We start from the raw sequence: 16210 nt of genomic DNA, 5'->3' as shown, positions 1-16210 counted from the left end.
TTTTAACCGATTGTAAAATGTCAAATAAAAAAGTTTTATCCTCTCTTGATTTTGAGCGTAAGGCACGGTTAGTAGCTCCTGTTGTGAGCACAGAAGCGCGTAGCGGCATTACCGTTGCGCCGGACGGCTCGCTGATTTACGACGCAACCATGAACAGCAACCCCATGCTGGCGCAGGGTTTTTACGGCAGAATCGGTGATAATTTTCGCAAATTACTTACATCTGCAGACATTAGCACCGATACAAATTTTAACAACGAAGGCGGCTTGCTGGCCAATCGCGATACCATTCGACAATACGTTGAATCTATGCTGACCACTGTCGGCGGCAGCTTCAAAGGTGCTTGGGACCCTACGGGCGGTATTGTGCCTAATAGCCCCAACATCAAGGCAGGCGATTCTTGGCGCGTCAGCGTAGCTGCCGAGATACCCGGCTTGCCCGGCGGTGTTACCAGCGTAGAAGTTGGCGATTTGTTGATTGCTTCTGTAGATGACCCAGCCAATGCTTCGCAATTTTTTGTTTTACAAACCAATATTGCCGATGCTTCTAACGTGCTGCTAGGCGGCGCAAGCCCTACTACCCCGCTTACAGGCGACCTGCAAGGCACGGACAGCGTACAAGCAGCCATCAGAAAGCTGTTTAATAAAATCCAAAATTCATCGGAAAATATTGATTGGGAATTGCTGGCAGGACGCGGTATTGTTTGGGATATTTCAGGCGGTGCACACCGCTTCAACGTCGATATTGCCACCAACGGCGGTTTGGAATTTGAAGGCGGTACAGGTCCGACGGCGCAGTTACGTCTCAAAGGATTAGCTGATTATTCTGCCGTAGCCGCTGCCAACCGCGTAGCGCTGGGTGTAGATGCCAACGGCAATTTGGTTGTGGATAAGTCGTTGTTTGCTCAAAATTTAAGTGGTGCTTTTAGTGCGCTTGCGGGCAAAGCACTTACTTATAATCCCATAACGCAAAAAATAGACTTAGGCGGCAGCTTTGACAGCTCTATATTTATACAATCATATGATGGTTCGTCATTTCAAATATCTTCGCTGATACCCACAGTTGTTACTACACAATTACAACTAAACCCCAATTTCATACAACTGTACAGTATTATGGGCGAATCACCATATACCCGTACGGAAATCAAACTGTACAACGACGGAATTTACGTAGATTCAACACACGAGGATTATCAACTTCCAGGTACAGGAGTAAAAAACGTGGTTGTTGCCGCAGACGGTAAATTGCGGTTCGAAGACTTTAACAGTCCTACAAAATTCTCCGCAACCATCACAGGCAACGGCAGCGCTGCTTCTTTCACCGTTACCCACAACAAAGACAGCAAGGACGTAATTGTCCAGGTGTTTGACGTGGCGACAGACGACGAGGTAGAAGTAACAATCAGCCGCACAACTGTAAACGCTGTGGATATCATTTTTGCCGTAGCGCCGCCAAGCGGTCAGGCTTTCCGTGTAGTAGTTATCTAAACTTCCCAACCTGACGGGTTTACAAAACCCGTCGGGTTTTACCCATTTAAACCTATGGCAGATAAAATTTTACATCAGGTCATCCGCTATGCGGCAGGCATCGGTGAAAGTAACTTCAACGAACCGGGCGACATTGTGCATAAAGGTTATGTGGATAGCCGTTTGCCGCAGAAATGGCGAGCAACGGCAACGGCAGCAACGGCAACGCTAAACTTGACCTTGCCGCAAGCCTTGCCCATCGGTTTGTATAAAATAACGGTATTCGTTCGCAATGCCATTAATGCCGCAAGAACCATCCAAGCCCGATTTAACAACAACAGCGGTAACGTATATCTCCGCGCAGGCACGGCAGCCAATTACTATGAGTTGTTTAATGGTACGATTGCTTCGCTTGACAGCGGTTTTGCACAAAGCCTTTTTTTGATAAACGACCAGAATATGGTAAAAGGCCAAATCGGGCAAGTGGTTAGAGGAACAGGTGTCAATAGTGCGGCTGCAACTGCTGTTCAGGCGTGGGGTACTGCAATAGGTGCCAACGTAGGTGCAGTTATTTCTGTTCAACTTTTTAACACCTCTGCCGACAATGCCATCGGCGCAGATTCTTTTGTCGAAATTGAGCGAATTGGTTAATGCCAAAAATCAGCAGCGATATTATCCGAGTGCCTTGTGGCGCGCCTTTTACGCGCGAAATAACCGCGCCCGCAGGCTACCGCATCGCTTCGCTTGCGGTGGACGGCGTGGCTGTGGCTGCTGCTGTCGGGCAGGTGAGTTATGTGCTTGAGCTACCGCCAGTTAACAGGCTTACGCGCAATCGCGTAAAGGTTTGTTTAGAAGAGATTCCGCTCGGTGGAGGCTCTGTCGGCGGCGGGCAAGCGCCTGACGGGTTTTCTATCTGGACGCAAATTATTACCACAGCGCCAACAGGAGAAATAGGCGGCATTGTGGCTCCGCCTTATTATAATGGACTTGGAGGCGAAGATGTACAGATGTTTGTGCAGCCCAATACCGGCTATCGAATTGTCCGAATTGAGTTGCGCGACAATAACTGGACAGATTCACCAACAATCATTCCGATTTCAGGCAACCCTACTACATTCAATATCAATATCAATCAAAACAAATACTTAACTGTAATCTTTGATTTATTATGAGCAATTTCCCTATTTCAAAATCGCGGCAGTGGTTAACCAACTTCGGCACGCACATCAAAGCGACTGTGAATTACGCAGACCGCACCTATACTATTCTTACGGCAGATGACAAGCCCATCCGAGAGGAACAATACGCAGTGGCAAGGCTGGCAGAGCTTAATTCTATCCGGGCTGAAATAGCCACATGGATAGATGCAGAGCTTGCTACGCTTACCCCTCCTACCCCAACGCCGTAAAACTTACATCTTACTGTTGTCTTAGTTTGCGCAGCTTGCTTGCAGGACTTTTGCAAAAAATAATCCTATGCAGCAACTCGAAAACAGCAACGTAAGTATCGGCTCAGTGAAGGCAATCATCGGCTTTGTCATCAGTACGATGGTGAGCGGGTTTAGTGTTTACTCAGCGATGACCGAAAAGGTCAGCAGACTTGAAACGCGCATCGAGCACATAGAAAAAGCTAACGCGGTTTTTCTGCAGGATAACAACGATTTCAAACGGACGATTAACGCCGACATTGCGGAAATCAAAAAAGCCCAGGTAGAAATTCTGTTGAATCTGACCAAACTCACAGCCGATGTTGAACGCAAGTAATGCAGAACAAAAAAGCCCCTGATTGAGGGGCTTTTTTGTTTAGTCGTCTTCCGAAGAATATAATTCACTGTCTGCGGGTGTGTTAAGCTTGTAAGAGAATCGCTCAGGGGCATTTTTAGATAACCTAAATACCGACTTTTTGAATCTCAGTTTCAAAAAAGCAATCACATGCTCTTTGTTGTATTCTTCTGCATTCATGCTGCTTTTGAACGTTGTGCCTGCAAACTCTATCACCTCATTATCTTTACCGCTCACGCTGCAATAAACATCGTATGTTGAAAGGATTTTTCCCAATTCTTCCACATACGCTTTCCTCATTTTAGGCAACTCTCTTTTTTGCATGGCAACTGTTTTTTGTTCCATTACCTCTGCCAAGCTGTCTGTTTCCTGATTTTTAAACTTCTCAGCTTTATTAAATAGATCACCATAGCGTTTAAAAAGCTCAGTGCGCATCACTACGCTATTATGCGTATGCTTATAAATAGTTTGCTCGAGCAACTCATTCAATTTCTCATCTGCTATCGCCGCTTTCAACAGTTCATTAATTACCAATATTTCGTGTACACTGTCCTGTTGTATAGCATCAGCCTTCTTTTGTTGGCTTGGAGTTGAGCAGGAAAAAGCCGCCGCCACGCAGGCAACGCCAAAACTCCAGAGTACAATTTTCATATGTGAGAGGGTTTAAAAGGTTTCAAAGTTGGCAGCTTCGCGCCAGATAGTTTCAGGCGAAAGTTTAGCGTATCGCTTTTGTGTAATGAGTGTGCTTGCGTGGCCAAGCATGCGGCTGACTACTTCCAGCCTGATGCCTGAATTTAGCCACATCATAGCCGCGCTGCGTCGGGCAACGTGGCTGCTTAGTTTAATCCTGAAAGACAGTATCCCGCCAATTTCGCCGAGTAATCGGTTATAATACTGTTGCACCACTACTGGCAACTGCTGATTGTATTTATCCAGTATAGCCTTTGCCGTCGGGTAGAGCGGCACCATCGCCGGTACCTCTGTTTTTTGGCGCGGCTTGCAGATGAACAGCTTGTTGCCGTTGCGCAGAATGTGCTGCTTCGGGTCGAATGCAGCCATGTCCGCATAGGCAAACCCGGTATAGATTTGAAATAAAAACAAGTCTCTTGCTGTTGCAAGTGGCTGCGCCGCAAAGGCGTAATTGCGCAGCTTGTCTATTTCTGCTTTGTCCAGGTAGTCGAAGTGGCGGCGGTTGTTATAGTCAAAGCTGAGCCTGAATGCTTTGGTAGGATTACTTTTACAAAGCTCATTGAGCTGCCCAAAGCTGTACACCTGTCGCAAAAACTGAATATTCTTACATACATAATCATTGCTCAGTTTACAGGTGACAGCCATCCATTCATAATATTGCTGAATGTGCCTGTACCCTACCGCGTCAGCTCCGGTCTGTTCCAGTTTGTTAGCTGTCAGAAACTGCCGCAAACATGTAAAACGTGTCAGATAAGTTTCATAGGTACGCTTTACAATGCGACCCGCCATAAACTCCGCTTTTTTGTTGCTGATATACTGTTCTGCCAACGCCAGCAGGCTGATGTATGGAATACGGTTAAGGCTTGCCAGATATTCCTGCAAAACCGATTCTGGATGCAGCGCAATATTTTCAGACAAATGCCGCGCCGCTACCGCGCGAATGCGGTAAACAATATCATCAAGTGCTTGATTGACAAGTTCATTGTTTGTGCGCTGCGTCACAGGGTCCCAGTCGCGCACATAGATGCGCTGCCTGGTAGTTTGCGGGGTTTTGTTGCGTACACCGCCACAGGTAACGTAGTAATAAATCGTTGCCGTTTGCGGATTTTTCGGGTTTTTTCGTAACCAGAATGATACGTTTATCATACTGTTAGCAAGAGATTGAAAGTGTGAGCAGGATGTAATTGTTGTAATAAAAAAACGTGCAACTAATAATGAATCAGTTGCACGTCTCTGCTTGTTAGGGTGTACAAAACACCGTCTGAGTAGCGAGGGCAGGACTCGAACCTACGACCTTCGGGTTATGAGCCCGACGAGCTACCAACTGCTCCACCTCGCGATTTTTGTGGCACAAAGGTAGAACAATAAAAAACAACATCCAATACCCCTCGCCAAAAAAATTAAAAATTCCTTCGTTCGCCTTAAAAAAACTACCTTTGTGCCATGACTCATAAAGCAGGTTTTGTTAATATCATCGGGAAACCCAATGTGGGCAAATCAACCCTGATGAACGCTCTGGTGGGCGAACAATTATCCATCATCTCCTCCAAAGCCCAAACTACGCGCCAGCGCATCATGGGCATTATCAGCGGAGAGGACTTTCAAATTATCTATTCCGACACTCCGGGGATTCTGACACCTGCCTACGAGTTGCACAAGGTAATGATGCAGTATGTGCAAACTGCATTAGAAGATGCCGATATTGTGGTTTTTGTAACCGACCTTGCCGATACCTTAGACGACCATCCGCTACTAACGCGGCTGACACATCTGGAAATACCCTTGCTGGTAGCCATCAATAAAATAGACCTCTGCAAACAGGACGATATTATTGCCAAAATGCAATATTGGCAGGAAAAACTCCCCAAAGCCGAAATCATTCCTGTTTCGGCACTGGAAAAGTTCAATTTGGAACGCTTTTTCGCGGCTATTATGGAGCGCCTGCCCGAGCATCCCCCCTATTTTGACAAAGACGAACTCACCGATAAATCGGAGCGCTTTTTTGCAGCCGAAATCATTCGCGAAAAAATATTTTTGAACTACTCCCAAGAAATCCCCTACTGTTGCGATGTAGGCATCGTTTCGTTTAAAGAATCGGATGATATTATTCGCATCAGTGCGGAAATTTATGTGGAACGCGAGTCACAAAAGGGCATTATCATTGGCAAAGCCGGCAGTATGCTCAAAAAAGTAGGCACACAGGCGCGCACCGATATGGAGCAGTTTTTCCGCAAAAAAGTATTTCTCGAGCAGCACGTTAAAGTAGTTCCCGACTGGCGCAACCAAAAAAACAAACTGGAGAAGTTAGGCTACGTGGCGTAGCATTGCACGTTTTTTGAACAGGGTACGTTATCTTTAAACAAACTGTTTTTCGGATAATGTCTATGTTCAAACCATTGCTCGCTCTTCTGGCGCTTTCGTGGCTGATACAATCGGCCGATGCCCAAAGCAATAAATACTGGGTTTATTTCAAGGATAAGCCGCTGGCTGCAGTGCATGAGCCTGAAAAGGCACTCAGCCCTGCCGCCATTCAAAAACGCGACCTGCTGGCTGTCAGTCGCTGGCAATGGACAGATGTAGCCGTTTCGCCGGACTATTTGCAGGCACTCGCGGCAGCCGGTGCATCGGTGGAGGTAGCCTCCAAATGGCTCAATGCTGCCAGTTGCCATGCAGACGAGGCAACCATAGCACGCATCCGCGCTTTGCCCTTTGTTGCGCAGGTTACGCCTCTGGGTCAGCCGCTCGTAGCAGCCCGAAAACCAACCACTCCCGAAAACAATCGGAAAGAGTTTGGCTTGGCAGTTAAGCAAATGAATGCGACCACACTCATAGACCGCCAACTGACAGCCAAAGATGTGCTGATTGGTGTGATAGATGCGGGGTTTTACGGGGCTTCTTCCAATGAGTTTTTGAGATATCTTTTTGAGCAAAATCGCATTTTGGGCATTCGCGATATGGTTTCGCCCCGACGCCGCACCGATTTTTTCAATGTCAGTGAAACATCGTCGGACGACCACGGCACTACGGTTTTGCAGATGATTGCCGGACTTTCCCCCGATAAAAAACAATACGGGCTGGCAACGGAAGCCAAATTCTACCTCGCCCGCACCGACCACGGCGACCGCGAATTTCGCGCCGAAGAGGACTACTGGATTGCCTCTATGGAGTGGATGGACAGCCTCGGCGTGCGCATCATCAATACATCGCTTGGCTATGCACAAGGGTTTGACAATCCGAACGAAAACTACAGCCCCGAGCAAATGGATGGCAAAACAACCGCTATCAGCCGCGCTGCACACATTGCCACCGAAGAAAAAGGTCTGTTGCTTGTGGTTGCGGCAGGCAATGAAGGCAGCACTTACAACTGGAAAATAGTTTCTGCACCGGCAGACGTACAAGGCGTACTCTCAGTGGGTGCAACGACACCCAACGGCATCAAAACTTTTTACAGCAGCACAGGGCCTGATTTCCTGCCCTACCTGAAACCCAACGTATCTTGTGTGCCACAAGTTTCGGCGGGCACTTCCTTTTCAGCACCCATGATTACGGGCTTTGCTGCCTGCCTGATTCAGGCTGCCCCTGACAAATCCGCCAAAGAAATCATCAAAGCCATTGAGCAAAGTGGAAATTTATACCCGTTGGGCAATAATTTTATCGGATATGGTATTCCTAATGCAGCACATGCCCTCAAAATTTTACAGGGCGAAGCCGCAGGTAAAACACATCAAACCGTTAAAGCCAAAGAAAGCTATCTGATTGCAAAACAGGCAAAAAATGATGAACTCACCGCTGTTTTCCATAAAAGCAACGAAACCAAAGTTGTTGCACAAGAAGTACCATCGGGCAACAAAAACGGCTTTCTGATTAAAAAACACAAAGATGCCGCTCGCACAACGGTGCTCATTGGCGATGAATTATGGGAAATTCTGTGGGAATAGGCAGCTCGTTCATGCACTTGAAGTGCTTTTGGGGGCAGCTTTTCGCTCCTGATTTGGAACAAGGGCGACAGTCTAAGTTATTGTTTTCCAGCACAATGGAGTTGGCGCAATAAGGCTTGAATCCCATGGGCGTTGTTGTACCCCAAATGGAATAAACCGTCGGGTGGAATGCAGCGGCAATGTGCGTCAGTCCGGTATCATGACCGATGACCATTGCTGCCTGCGCTACTACGGAGGCCGAACGGCTAATGTTCATTTTTCCGCAAAGGTTGATAATTTTTTTATCGGATTGCCGAAATTCGTCAAGCAGTTGCTCGGCAGCGGTTGCATCTTCTTTGCCGCCAATCAGTACAATTTGCCGATAGGGCAACTTCTGACAAAGTTCAACCATTTTGTGCAGCGGCAGTTTTTTGGTTGGTTCGCTTCCTCCTATCACATAAGCACAGAAGGGCATATGATTTAACTCCGGCACATCCTGTTGTAAATCAATCTGATATTCAGGTGCTATAAAATAGTCTAAACCTTTGCCGTCGTTATGTATGCCAAGCGGCTCAACGGCCTTCATGTAGCGCTCAACTATGTGCAGCGGTTCGCCATCGGGTTTTCGGGGGAAAAGGTCTATTTGAAACCTTGTCAGCAGGAAACGCTGCCAAGTGAGTTTGTCATAGGTAAAACTCTTCTTGCGCAATGCCCAACGAATGCGAGTGCTGCGCAGATTTTTATGCAAATCAATTACGTAATCAAAATTTTCTTGTCGCAACTCGTCAATCAGTTTGCCCAAATTATCGTGGAGCAAGTGGATTTTGTCCACATAAGGATTGGCCTGCCACATTTCCGCATAGTTGCTTTTGGTACACATATGCAACTCGCAATCGGGCAATTGCTGTTTGAGACAGCGCACCACGGGGCTTACCCACACAATATCGCCAATGGCAGAAAAACGAATGACTAATACTTTGGGCACAATCAGGCAGTTTTGCGCAAAACAGGACGCAGCAGGCGCGTTATCCAATAGAACACAACAAAAGCCGTCATTTCGGCAGCACAAAACCCAAGCAGTGCTCTGCCAAAGTCGGGCACGCCGACTTCAATACCAAAAGGCATCATAATCAGCCAAATGGGGGTAAGAATGCAGCCGAAAACAGTAATTGCCATCAAATTGCCGGCCAAGCCTATCAATAGTGCTTTTCCGAAAGGCACATCGTCTGTTTTCAACCCGTAAAAAATACCGAATCCTACAAAGCAGATATAGCCGAAAATTTCTTCAATACCCATTATTTTTCCGTCAAAATAGTTCCCGTTAAACGCATCAGCAGCGTTTTGGCTTCCAGCAAATTAAAAATTGCCTGCACCTCGCCAAAGGCAATGTCTGCAAAAGTATTTTGTAAAATGCGATACTCAAAAGCATTGATACTGCCGGTTCGGTAGCGCTCGGCTGAGAGGTTCAAATTGGTTTCGGCAGCAATCTTGTTCTCGCGCGCAATTTTTACCTGTTGGCGGCGCAAGTTGTACAAATCATAAGCATCGGCAAGGTCGCGCTCTAAGCTCAATTTCAGGTTGTCTACGGCAAATTGTCCGGCCTGTTCTTGCATTTGTGCCGTTTCTACGGCGCGGCGCAGTTGTCCGCCATTAAAGATAGGCATGGTGAATGTGATACCTCCGTTCAGCGTGCGGGTAGAGGCCGTATTGCTGGGGCGCGGTCTGCCGTCAATAAATGTTGCCGATTCCAGATTCTGACGGTTGCGGTTGTAGGTAAAACCGGTAAAGAGGCTCAAATTGGGCAACAGTTCGGCTTTGGCAAGCCCTACGCTGTTGTGCAGCAGTTCCTGATTGCGCAATTGCGCCTCCAAATTGCTGTTAGAGGCCAACATCTTGTCTTTCAGCGCCTCATAGCCGTAGTCAATATCTTCAAACAGCAGCGAATCAGTCAGCGAATACTGTTTATTAATTTCAGGCACGGCCATTAGTACATTCAGGTTGCGAATCGCATTTTTGAACTGTACCTGCTGGGTAAGCAACGCGCTGCTGTCGGCTAAGTAGTTGTTTTTTTCCAGCAATACTTCTGTAATAACCGCTTTGCCAAGTTCTTGCTTCAAAAGGCTGTACTCGTAAATTTCGCGCGATGTTTTCAGTACTTTTTCGGAGATTTTGATGCGCTCGCGCAGGCGAACGGCATCATAGTAGGCCACAATAACCGCCTGAATGGTATTTTCTACTACCACCCGCGCATTGCCTTGCGACAATCTTTCCAACTCTTCTAACCGCTGTTTGGTCAAATTCACGCGGAAACCGTCAAAAATTACCCAGTTTACATTGGCGGTAGGCTGAATGCTGAAGTTGCGGATATCGCCCTGAATAAAGGCTGCCGGGTTTACTACATTATTGAAAACATTGTTCTGGTTCAGGCTGAGGGAAATATTAGGGTAGCGCCCCGCCTGACCTTGTGTGTTATTGAGTTGTGCAACAGCCACATTTTGGTTCTGAATCCGAATCCCGAAGTTTTGGTTCAGTGCTCGGGCAATCGCATCGGAAAGAGAGAGGGACTCCTGCGCATAAGCAACCAAGCACCAGCAAGAGACAAGCCAAAGGGTGGTAAATAATTTTTTCATTACAATCTGAATCAATGAGTAAAAAACCGTTTCACGCAAAAAAGCGTAACAGAAAAATGCTTGTATGGTTGATAGTTGCGCTTCCGGAAGAGGCTCTCAAAATTACATGTAAAAATCGTAATAAGCATTGCTCCGCATAAATGCTTAATTTTACCCGCCCGATAGATACGCCTCAAAAAAATCTGATGACTCCCAACTGGTTTGTAGCCCTGCCCGTGCGCGGCACGGAAACTCTGCTTGAAACATTGGCTGCCACTGCCCCGCCCGAAGTGCGGCTGTTTGCTCCTGAGGATACACACTTGACTATCGCCTTTATGGGTGCAATGCCCAAGGAGCGTGCCGCCGAGGTGCTAAAAATTATGCAAAAAATTGATTTTGAGCCTTTTCAAATCTCATTGGCAAATCTTATTCCGCTGCCTTCGGCTAAGCACACAAGTGCTTTTTCTTACAAGTTAGACCAAGGCCATTGGCAGGTGGTAACTCTTATGGAAGAATGGCGCAGTGCCTTGTTGCAGGCAGGAGGAGCACCGCCCGACAATCGGCCACCCCTACCCCATCTAACAATCGGCAGGCCGCAGCGCAAATGGGGCAGACAAGGGGTAGAACAAGGCATTCGGTGGGCAAACAATCTTCCGCCTGTTGGCTTTGAAGCACTGATTGACAGCGTGGCACTCTACACATGGTCAGATGACCGCCGACGCAATCAGTTCAAAATTGTGGAAGAGTTCGTGGTTTAGTGCTCCCCTTCTGTTAATCATCGTGTTCTTTTTCGGAAGAACTGCCGTCGTTTGCAGGTGCATTGCTGCCATCGCGGATTTCGGTATGCCTGATTTCACCGCCGGTAGTGCCTGTTTGCTTGGCAAAAAACAACACCACAAAGGCAAAAATCAGCACAATGACGGATGCAGCAGCGGCAAAAGGTTTTTGCTTCCAACTTGCCCAAAGACTTGCCAAAGACAACCCGCCCAAAATGTAAGACAAAATTGCAAATAGTTCTGCTGCCTCTTCGTGTCTGTGAATGAAATTTTCAGCTATGCCGCCGATTTTTTCCACTACTTCTTCTGCTCCTTCGCCGCTTGCCATAGCTACTCCCGCGCTTATTGCGCCAATGATAAACAACAAATAAGATGTCCGCTTGACTGCCTCCGATTGTGTAAAAAATCCCACCAAAAGGACAATAATGCCCGCCATCGGAAAAATAATGGGCAGGTGATTCACCACCAAATGAAAATGTGCACCGTTCATAATTGAAGATGTTTAGTTGAGTTGATAATTGAAAATTGTTGTCAGGCGCTCCTAAGCGGTGTGGCATGGTAACGCTTCGCGTGTATGCCCATAAACAGGCGCGCATACAACCGCAGCAGCGCTACGCAATCTACCACAAAACCGAGTGCAATAAAAAACGCGAGAAAATATTGGTCTTCATGTACGTGGCTAAGCAACAAGTCCTCGCCGATGAATGTGAGCGTAATCGGGAAGCCCATCATACCCAGCGTGGCAAGGAAAAACACAAAACCGAGCGTTTTGTATTCATACACATGCCCGTAGTATTCCTCCAAATCAAAATAATCGGGTTCTTGCCGTTTCAGTATTTGCAAACAAACCAGTCCAATCAACCCCGATACAACCACTCCGCTGAGGTAAAATGCAGTGTGCATGATGTCAAAAGCCTCGTTGAAAGAAACCGCCAACGCTGTCCAAAAATGGTTGAGCACTACCAGCCCCCACGCTAACCGCGGATATTTTCGCTCGGAGAACGCTTTAAAAACCATCACCAGCCCCACGAAGGCAACCAATGCCGGAACAGAAGGGCGCAACAAGTCGGGAATCCACTCGCGCTGCCAAAGGAACAACAACGCCAGCAAGTAAGAAGGCACTACATACAGCAACACATTGCCCGGTGTGAGAAAATCTAACTGATGCCCCAGCTTGCGAATGGGTTTAAACAACAAATTGTTAATCAGTTTATCCAAATTCCACTCTTTCAGCGACAGCAAGTACAAAGTATTTTGCAGTTTATGCGAAATCCCTTTGTAAAAACGGAAACGATGAGGCACATAGTGATAAAACTGGTCGCGAATCAGGTAGCTGACCATTGAAGGAGACACCAACAACTGATAGGTACGCAAAAATGCATTCCCTGCAAAGTGAATCAGCACGAGGGTGTTCCAACCTAATGCCAACTCTATAAACATCAACCCGATTTGGGTAATGGAAGCATAGGCTATCTGCGTTTTAATATTGGACTGCACTCGTGCAACAAAGTAACCAACCACTGCCGTTACAAGTCCTGTTGTGCCAATAAGCAGGCGTACCAATGGTTGATGTTCCCAAAAATGCTCCATGCGCAACATCAGGTAAACACCAAGATGCACCGAAAGCGACCCGTAGAAAATAGCACTGGAAGGTGTCGGGCCTTCCATCGCTCGCGGCAACCACGAAGAAAACGGGAATTGTGCCGATTTGGCAGCAGCAGCCACCAACAAAGCAACAGAGATAAAAACACCGATACCGCTGTGAGCCAGCAGGTGTTCGTGCACCAAATGGTAGTTGTTGAGCTTAAAGAAGGTGATGTTTTCATGCCACAAGTGGTGGCTTGCCCATGCTGCCAGCAAAATCCCCACATCCCCAATCCGATAAATGGAAAACACTTTCAACGCATTACGAACGGGCAAATATCGCTCTCTGTAAAAAGAAATTAACAAGAACGATGATATACCCAACATTTCCCAGCCAATAAATAGCGTTTCAAAATTTCCTGCCAAAATGGTCGCATTATATGCCGTAAAAAAGAACAAGACCGTATTAAAAAATCGCTTATAGCCGCCCTCCATATGCAGATAATAGCTGCAATAGCGCACAATCAGCAGCGAGATAAAACTGCCTATCCACAGATAAAAGGCCGTAATATGGTCAAAGCAAAAGTCTATCAAGAAAGTATAGTCGGGCGAATCATAGATGGTAATTTCCTTAACATTGATATATGGCGCACCCCTATACAGCCAGAATCCAATAAAAAAGGTAACAGTCAGCAAATGAAAAAGCACACCATAGTAAGAAATATTGGCAATTGCAAACTCCTGTTTCTCCGCAATGAACACACTGATGATGAAGGTCAGCAACGGAAGGAGTACAAGACTCACAATGAAATAGTTCGTTTCCATCGGATTACTGAATGAGGTAAACAGGTAAATTGTCGTTGATAGATTCAAATTCGGGCATGAGATTTTGCCTGAACTCAAGCCCCGCCGTCAGCGGCTGATAAGGAATTAAATCCTCATCTTCAAAGCGATAAACCTGCTTGGTTTGTGGATGAATTACAGCCAAATGTACCCACTCGTTTACAAACCATTCATAGGTCGGCGGATGTTGCCGGAGCACACGCATGACGGTTTCCGGCTCCTGCTCTACAATCACCATCAGGCGCAGCGGCTGATGAATGTTAATCATTTGTCGCGGCAGCCCCGTCCGCAAGTCGCCTTCCAAGCCATTGGAAACACCAATCAGCCCGACAACATTATGGGGCAGTTTGCTGCCTGCGCCCAGCCGTTCGTTATCAACCCGCGAAAAATAGTATTCCAGATTGATGCCGCCACAAACAGGCACCACCGCTTTCAAAATATTCAACAAATATTTACCATCAGGGTCAATGGAATAATCATAGGAGTTCAAAAAAGCACGTCTGTCCAAAAAAAGGTGTTTGTTGGAAGCTCTTCTGCCTACAATACAAAGGGCGTTGGTTGCATGATTCCACTCGGGGCGCGGCTCAAACAAAGACATTGCGCGACGCTGCACTTGCTCGTGTACTTTTTTGGCATCACCATCCGAATCAATCAGCAGAAAACGGCGCGAACGTTCTTTGGCATTCAAATCCAATACCTTGTTAATCAACTCTTTGTACTCCTGATGCAGAGATTGCAAAGCAGGAGGCAAGGCCGACTCATCAAAAAAATCGGCAAGGTCGCGAGTAGTATCGTGCAAACCACCGACAAAACGTGTGGTATCGGGTATATGAATGCCGCGCGCTGCCAACAGGGCGCGAACCTCGGGCATGTTTGCCATAGCAGCGGCTGCTCGTGCATTAACCGAACCCGCCCTGCCGCTACATGCACCGCAGTCATAACCCGCATAATGCGTATTGTTTACACTGCTCGCCCCGTGCCCAATGATGTATATCAAAGGGGCAAAGTCGGCTATCAGACCGATGCTGCGCAGCAAACCTTCTATGCGGTCGGCCATTTCGGGAACAGTAAACCCAAATTGATAGCCTTCGCTGCTTGGTGCATCGTTGGCACAGTGGATATCCAGCACCCCGTTTCTGTCCATGTGATTAAAAGAAGAAACCATGGCAGGGGTTTCCATCGGTCTGAATATGCTGAGTGCCAATTTACCTGCTGCCAGCAAGCCTACTGTTGCAGAAGCAATCAACCCGCTGAGAAAACCATGAGAGCGATTGCTCAAATGGGCATCTTTGCGATGGCGCTTTTGTGCTTCCCGCTCGCGAATGATGTGGCGCGGGTGCATAGGTGCAGGACAAGACTTAGTGATAAATGCACCATGTGCAGGCCGGAAGAAAAATTCAACATTAAAAAAACCGGCAATACCGAAAGTTTGGCAACGCGGGGCGAGGTTTTCTATGTGTCGGCGAATGGAACACTCGCGGTCGTCAATGCAAAAAATTGCCTGAAAGCTACTCTCCGACGCATGATGCACGCCATTCACCGCCGTAAGTTGCATTCCGCGAAGCACTTGGTCGTAATAACTCCACTCCATCGCTTCCTGCCAAAGTGCACACACCTCAAAGTAATCATTGGGCACGGGCGGAGCAAACAAATCAACTTGCAGCAACTGTGTCGCTTCGGCAAATGGTTTCCAATTGCTGCCCAATTTGCATTCCAATGCATCTATTTCCAGCAATAGTTCAAAAGCAATCAACTCGCGCAGCGTAATTTTTCGCTTATCAAACAATGTATCGGGATGTTCTTCCAATACGGCCACCATACCCGACCACCCCGGATGTGCAAACTGTTGGTCAAACAGATATTGCGCATAGTATCGCTCATCGCCCACAACCAATTGCAGCAAATCGGGCAGCGCACATTCGGTAGAAAGTAACAACCTGCGCGCCGTAGGCTTGCGGAAAATACTGCTGAAATTATTGCGTTCCAATTGACGGAGCGATGCCAGAAAACCGTGGCGGCTCATCGGGAACTTTTGCAGGGCTATCCCTTGGTCGAGGTAAGCCGCCAACATCCGAAAAAGCAGCGGATTAACTTCTTTGTCTAAATTGATGTTGTATAAATCTTTCCAGTAGCGGCGCAATTTGCCGATACGCTGATGCAAAGTAGCATTTAAGGGCTGTCGGTGCATTTTGTCTGACCACTGCACCAGTTGGTTGGCTCCCTTGCGGTCAATAATGACGCGCTGTATCATCGCATCGCTGATTTTACCGGCTTTGTACAAAGCGCGGTATTCTTCCAATGGCAAATAGGTCTGATAACCAAATATTTCTGATGCCAAATGCAACGCTTCGTGAAATTTTTGCTGCTGAAAAGCATGAAGCGTATTATGGTGTATAAAATCTTTTAAGGGAGCCTGTGAGGGCAAAAAGTGCTTCAACTCGTGCAATACGTGCGCTTCGCTGAAAAAATGGGAGGATTCCATTGGATATCAATAAAAAACTTTGCATCTAAAAAAACAAATTTGACGGCTTTATAAGAACC

Annotated in this window: 16 protein-coding genes and 1 tRNA gene; 8 read left to right on the top strand and 9 right to left on the bottom strand. The window is 47.0% G+C overall.

Features of this window, described 5'->3' with window-relative positions; all coding sequences use genetic code 11:
• Positions 1 to 17: 17 nt before the first annotated feature.
• The 5 genes from NDK19_RS11570 to NDK19_RS11550 all read left to right on the top strand — a co-directional run bounded on the left by NDK19_RS11570 (position 18) and on the right by NDK19_RS11550 (position 3232).
• Positions 18 to 1490, top strand: coding sequence for a hypothetical protein (locus NDK19_RS11570; protein ID WP_250632046.1), 1473 nt, complete (start codon positions 18 to 20; stop codon positions 1488 to 1490).
• 54 nt (positions 1491 to 1544) lie between these two features.
• Positions 1545 to 2120: a hypothetical protein gene (locus tag NDK19_RS11565; RefSeq protein WP_250632045.1), complete on the top strand. Its 576-nt coding sequence runs from the start codon at positions 1545 to 1547 to the stop codon at positions 2118 to 2120.
• On the top strand, positions 2120 to 2641 hold the full coding sequence (locus NDK19_RS11560; RefSeq protein WP_250632044.1) for a hypothetical protein: 522 nt from the start codon (positions 2120 to 2122) through the stop codon (positions 2639 to 2641). The genes NDK19_RS11565 and NDK19_RS11560 overlap by 1 nt, the downstream gene beginning before the upstream one ends.
• Positions 2638 to 2877: a hypothetical protein gene (locus NDK19_RS11555; protein ID WP_250632043.1), complete on the top strand. Its 240-nt coding sequence runs from the start codon at positions 2638 to 2640 to the stop codon at positions 2875 to 2877. Before NDK19_RS11560 ends, NDK19_RS11555 begins: the two co-directional genes overlap by 4 nt.
• Before the next feature lie 67 nt (positions 2878 to 2944).
• A complete protein-coding gene (locus NDK19_RS11550; RefSeq protein WP_250632042.1) occupies positions 2945 to 3232 on the top strand; it encodes a hypothetical protein in 288 nt (95 codons plus the stop codon).
• A gap of 39 nt (positions 3233 to 3271) precedes the next feature.
• Here NDK19_RS11550 and NDK19_RS11545 read toward each other — a convergent pair whose 3' ends face one another.
• The 3 genes from NDK19_RS11545 to NDK19_RS11535 form a co-directional block, all read right to left on the bottom strand.
• Positions 3272 to 3901, bottom strand: coding sequence for a hypothetical protein (locus NDK19_RS11545; RefSeq protein ID WP_250632041.1), 630 nt, complete (start codon positions 3899 to 3901; stop codon positions 3272 to 3274).
• Between the two features lie 12 nt (positions 3902 to 3913).
• The gene (locus tag NDK19_RS11540; RefSeq protein ID WP_250632040.1) at positions 3914 to 5086 is read right to left on the bottom strand and encodes a site-specific integrase; all 1173 of its coding nucleotides are present in this window, start codon (positions 5084 to 5086) and stop codon (positions 3914 to 3916) included.
• Between the two features lie 120 nt (positions 5087 to 5206).
• Positions 5207 to 5279: transfer RNA gene (locus tag NDK19_RS11535), tRNA-Met, on the bottom strand.
• A 104-nt stretch (positions 5280 to 5383) separates the two neighbouring features.
• Between NDK19_RS11535 and era the strand changes: the two genes are divergently transcribed.
• Together era and NDK19_RS11525 are read left to right on the top strand one after the other, a co-directional pair.
• Complete coding sequence (gene era, locus NDK19_RS11530; protein WP_250632039.1) at positions 5384 to 6262, top strand: GTPase Era; 879 nt, start codon at positions 5384 to 5386, stop codon at positions 6260 to 6262.
• Between the two features lie 56 nt (positions 6263 to 6318).
• Entirely contained in the window at positions 6319 to 7878 is a 1560-nt protein-coding gene (locus tag NDK19_RS11525; protein ID WP_250632038.1) for a S8 family serine peptidase, read from the top strand.
• On the opposite strand, the gene NDK19_RS11520 is transcribed toward NDK19_RS11525, so the two are convergent.
• Genes NDK19_RS11520 through NDK19_RS11510 form a run of 3 tightly spaced genes read right to left on the bottom strand, consistent with a single transcriptional unit; the run spans position 7841 to position 10487 of the window.
• A complete protein-coding gene (locus tag NDK19_RS11520; RefSeq protein ID WP_250632037.1) occupies positions 7841 to 8842 on the bottom strand; it encodes a glycosyltransferase family 9 protein in 1002 nt (333 codons plus the stop codon). The genes NDK19_RS11525 and NDK19_RS11520 overlap by 38 nt on opposite strands.
• A gap of 2 nt (positions 8843 to 8844) precedes the next feature.
• A complete protein-coding gene (locus NDK19_RS11515; protein ID WP_250632036.1) occupies positions 8845 to 9153 on the bottom strand; it encodes a hypothetical protein in 309 nt (102 codons plus the stop codon).
• Complete coding sequence (locus NDK19_RS11510; RefSeq protein WP_250632035.1) at positions 9153 to 10487, bottom strand: TolC family protein; 1335 nt, start codon at positions 10485 to 10487, stop codon at positions 9153 to 9155. Before NDK19_RS11510 ends, NDK19_RS11515 begins: the two co-directional genes overlap by 1 nt.
• A gap of 140 nt (positions 10488 to 10627) precedes the next feature.
• Here NDK19_RS11510 and NDK19_RS11505 point away from each other — a divergent pair, with 140 nt between their 5' ends.
• Positions 10628 to 11224, top strand: a complete 597-nt coding sequence (locus NDK19_RS11505; protein ID WP_250632034.1) for a 2'-5' RNA ligase family protein — start codon at positions 10628 to 10630, stop codon at positions 11222 to 11224.
• 13 nt (positions 11225 to 11237) lie between these two features.
• On the opposite strand, the gene NDK19_RS11500 is transcribed toward NDK19_RS11505, so the two are convergent.
• From NDK19_RS11500 to NDK19_RS11490, 3 genes are read right to left on the bottom strand one after another with little or no spacing between them, the layout of a single operon-like run.
• On the bottom strand, positions 11238 to 11732 hold the full coding sequence (locus NDK19_RS11500; RefSeq protein ID WP_250632033.1) for a DUF2231 domain-containing protein: 495 nt from the start codon (positions 11730 to 11732) through the stop codon (positions 11238 to 11240).
• Positions 11733 to 11773: 41 nt separating this feature from the next.
• On the bottom strand, positions 11774 to 13651 hold the full coding sequence (locus NDK19_RS11495) for a proton-conducting transporter transmembrane domain-containing protein (RefSeq protein ID WP_250632032.1): 1878 nt from the start codon (positions 13649 to 13651) through the stop codon (positions 11774 to 11776).
• Between the two features lie 4 nt (positions 13652 to 13655).
• Entirely contained in the window at positions 13656 to 16151 is a 2496-nt protein-coding gene (locus NDK19_RS11490) for a YbcC family protein (protein ID WP_250632031.1), read from the bottom strand.
• Between the last annotated feature and the right edge of the window lie 59 nt (positions 16152 to 16210).

The organism is Rhodoflexus caldus, from assembly GCF_021206925.1.
Lineage (GTDB): Bacteria > Bacteroidota > Bacteroidia > Cytophagales > Thermoflexibacteraceae > Rhodoflexus > Rhodoflexus caldus.
The sequence above is the reverse complement of the archived record's forward strand: the minus strand, read 5'-3'. Positions and strand labels throughout refer to the sequence as shown.

What these genes read in the sequence shown, in the direction of transcription:
- NDK19_RS11570 (WP_250632046.1), top strand. Translation starts at nt 18, where the DNA reads ATGTCAAATAAAAAAGTTTTATCCTCTCTTGATTTTGAGCGTAAGGCA.
- NDK19_RS11565 (WP_250632045.1), top strand. Translation starts at nt 1,545, where the DNA reads ATGGCAGATAAAATTTTACATCAGGTCATCCGCTATGCGGCAGGCATC.
- NDK19_RS11560 (WP_250632044.1), top strand. Translation starts at nt 2,120, where the DNA reads ATGCCAAAAATCAGCAGCGATATTATCCGAGTGCCTTGTGGCGCGCCT.
- NDK19_RS11555 (WP_250632043.1), top strand. Translation starts at nt 2,638, where the DNA reads ATGAGCAATTTCCCTATTTCAAAATCGCGGCAGTGGTTAACCAACTTC.
- NDK19_RS11550 (WP_250632042.1), top strand. Translation starts at nt 2,945, where the DNA reads ATGCAGCAACTCGAAAACAGCAACGTAAGTATCGGCTCAGTGAAGGCA.
- NDK19_RS11545 (WP_250632041.1), bottom strand. Translation starts at nt 3,901, where the DNA reads ATGAAAATTGTACTCTGGAGTTTTGGCGTTGCCTGCGTGGCGGCGGCT.
- NDK19_RS11540 (WP_250632040.1), bottom strand. Translation starts at nt 5,086, where the DNA reads ATGATAAACGTATCATTCTGGTTACGAAAAAACCCGAAAAATCCGCAA.
- era (WP_250632039.1), top strand. Translation starts at nt 5,384, where the DNA reads ATGACTCATAAAGCAGGTTTTGTTAATATCATCGGGAAACCCAATGTG.
- NDK19_RS11525 (WP_250632038.1), top strand. Translation starts at nt 6,319, where the DNA reads ATGTCTATGTTCAAACCATTGCTCGCTCTTCTGGCGCTTTCGTGGCTG.
- NDK19_RS11515 (WP_250632036.1), bottom strand. Translation starts at nt 9,153, where the DNA reads ATGGGTATTGAAGAAATTTTCGGCTATATCTGCTTTGTAGGATTCGGT.
- NDK19_RS11510 (WP_250632035.1), bottom strand. Translation starts at nt 10,487, where the DNA reads ATGAAAAAATTATTTACCACCCTTTGGCTTGTCTCTTGCTGGTGCTTG.
- NDK19_RS11505 (WP_250632034.1), top strand. Translation starts at nt 10,628, where the DNA reads ATGCTTAATTTTACCCGCCCGATAGATACGCCTCAAAAAAATCTGATG.
- NDK19_RS11500 (WP_250632033.1), bottom strand. Translation starts at nt 11,732, where the DNA reads ATGAACGGTGCACATTTTCATTTGGTGGTGAATCACCTGCCCATTATT.
- NDK19_RS11495 (WP_250632032.1), bottom strand. Translation starts at nt 13,651, where the DNA reads ATGGAAACGAACTATTTCATTGTGAGTCTTGTACTCCTTCCGTTGCTG.
- NDK19_RS11490 (WP_250632031.1), bottom strand. Translation starts at nt 16,151, where the DNA reads ATGGAATCCTCCCATTTTTTCAGCGAAGCGCACGTATTGCACGAGTTG.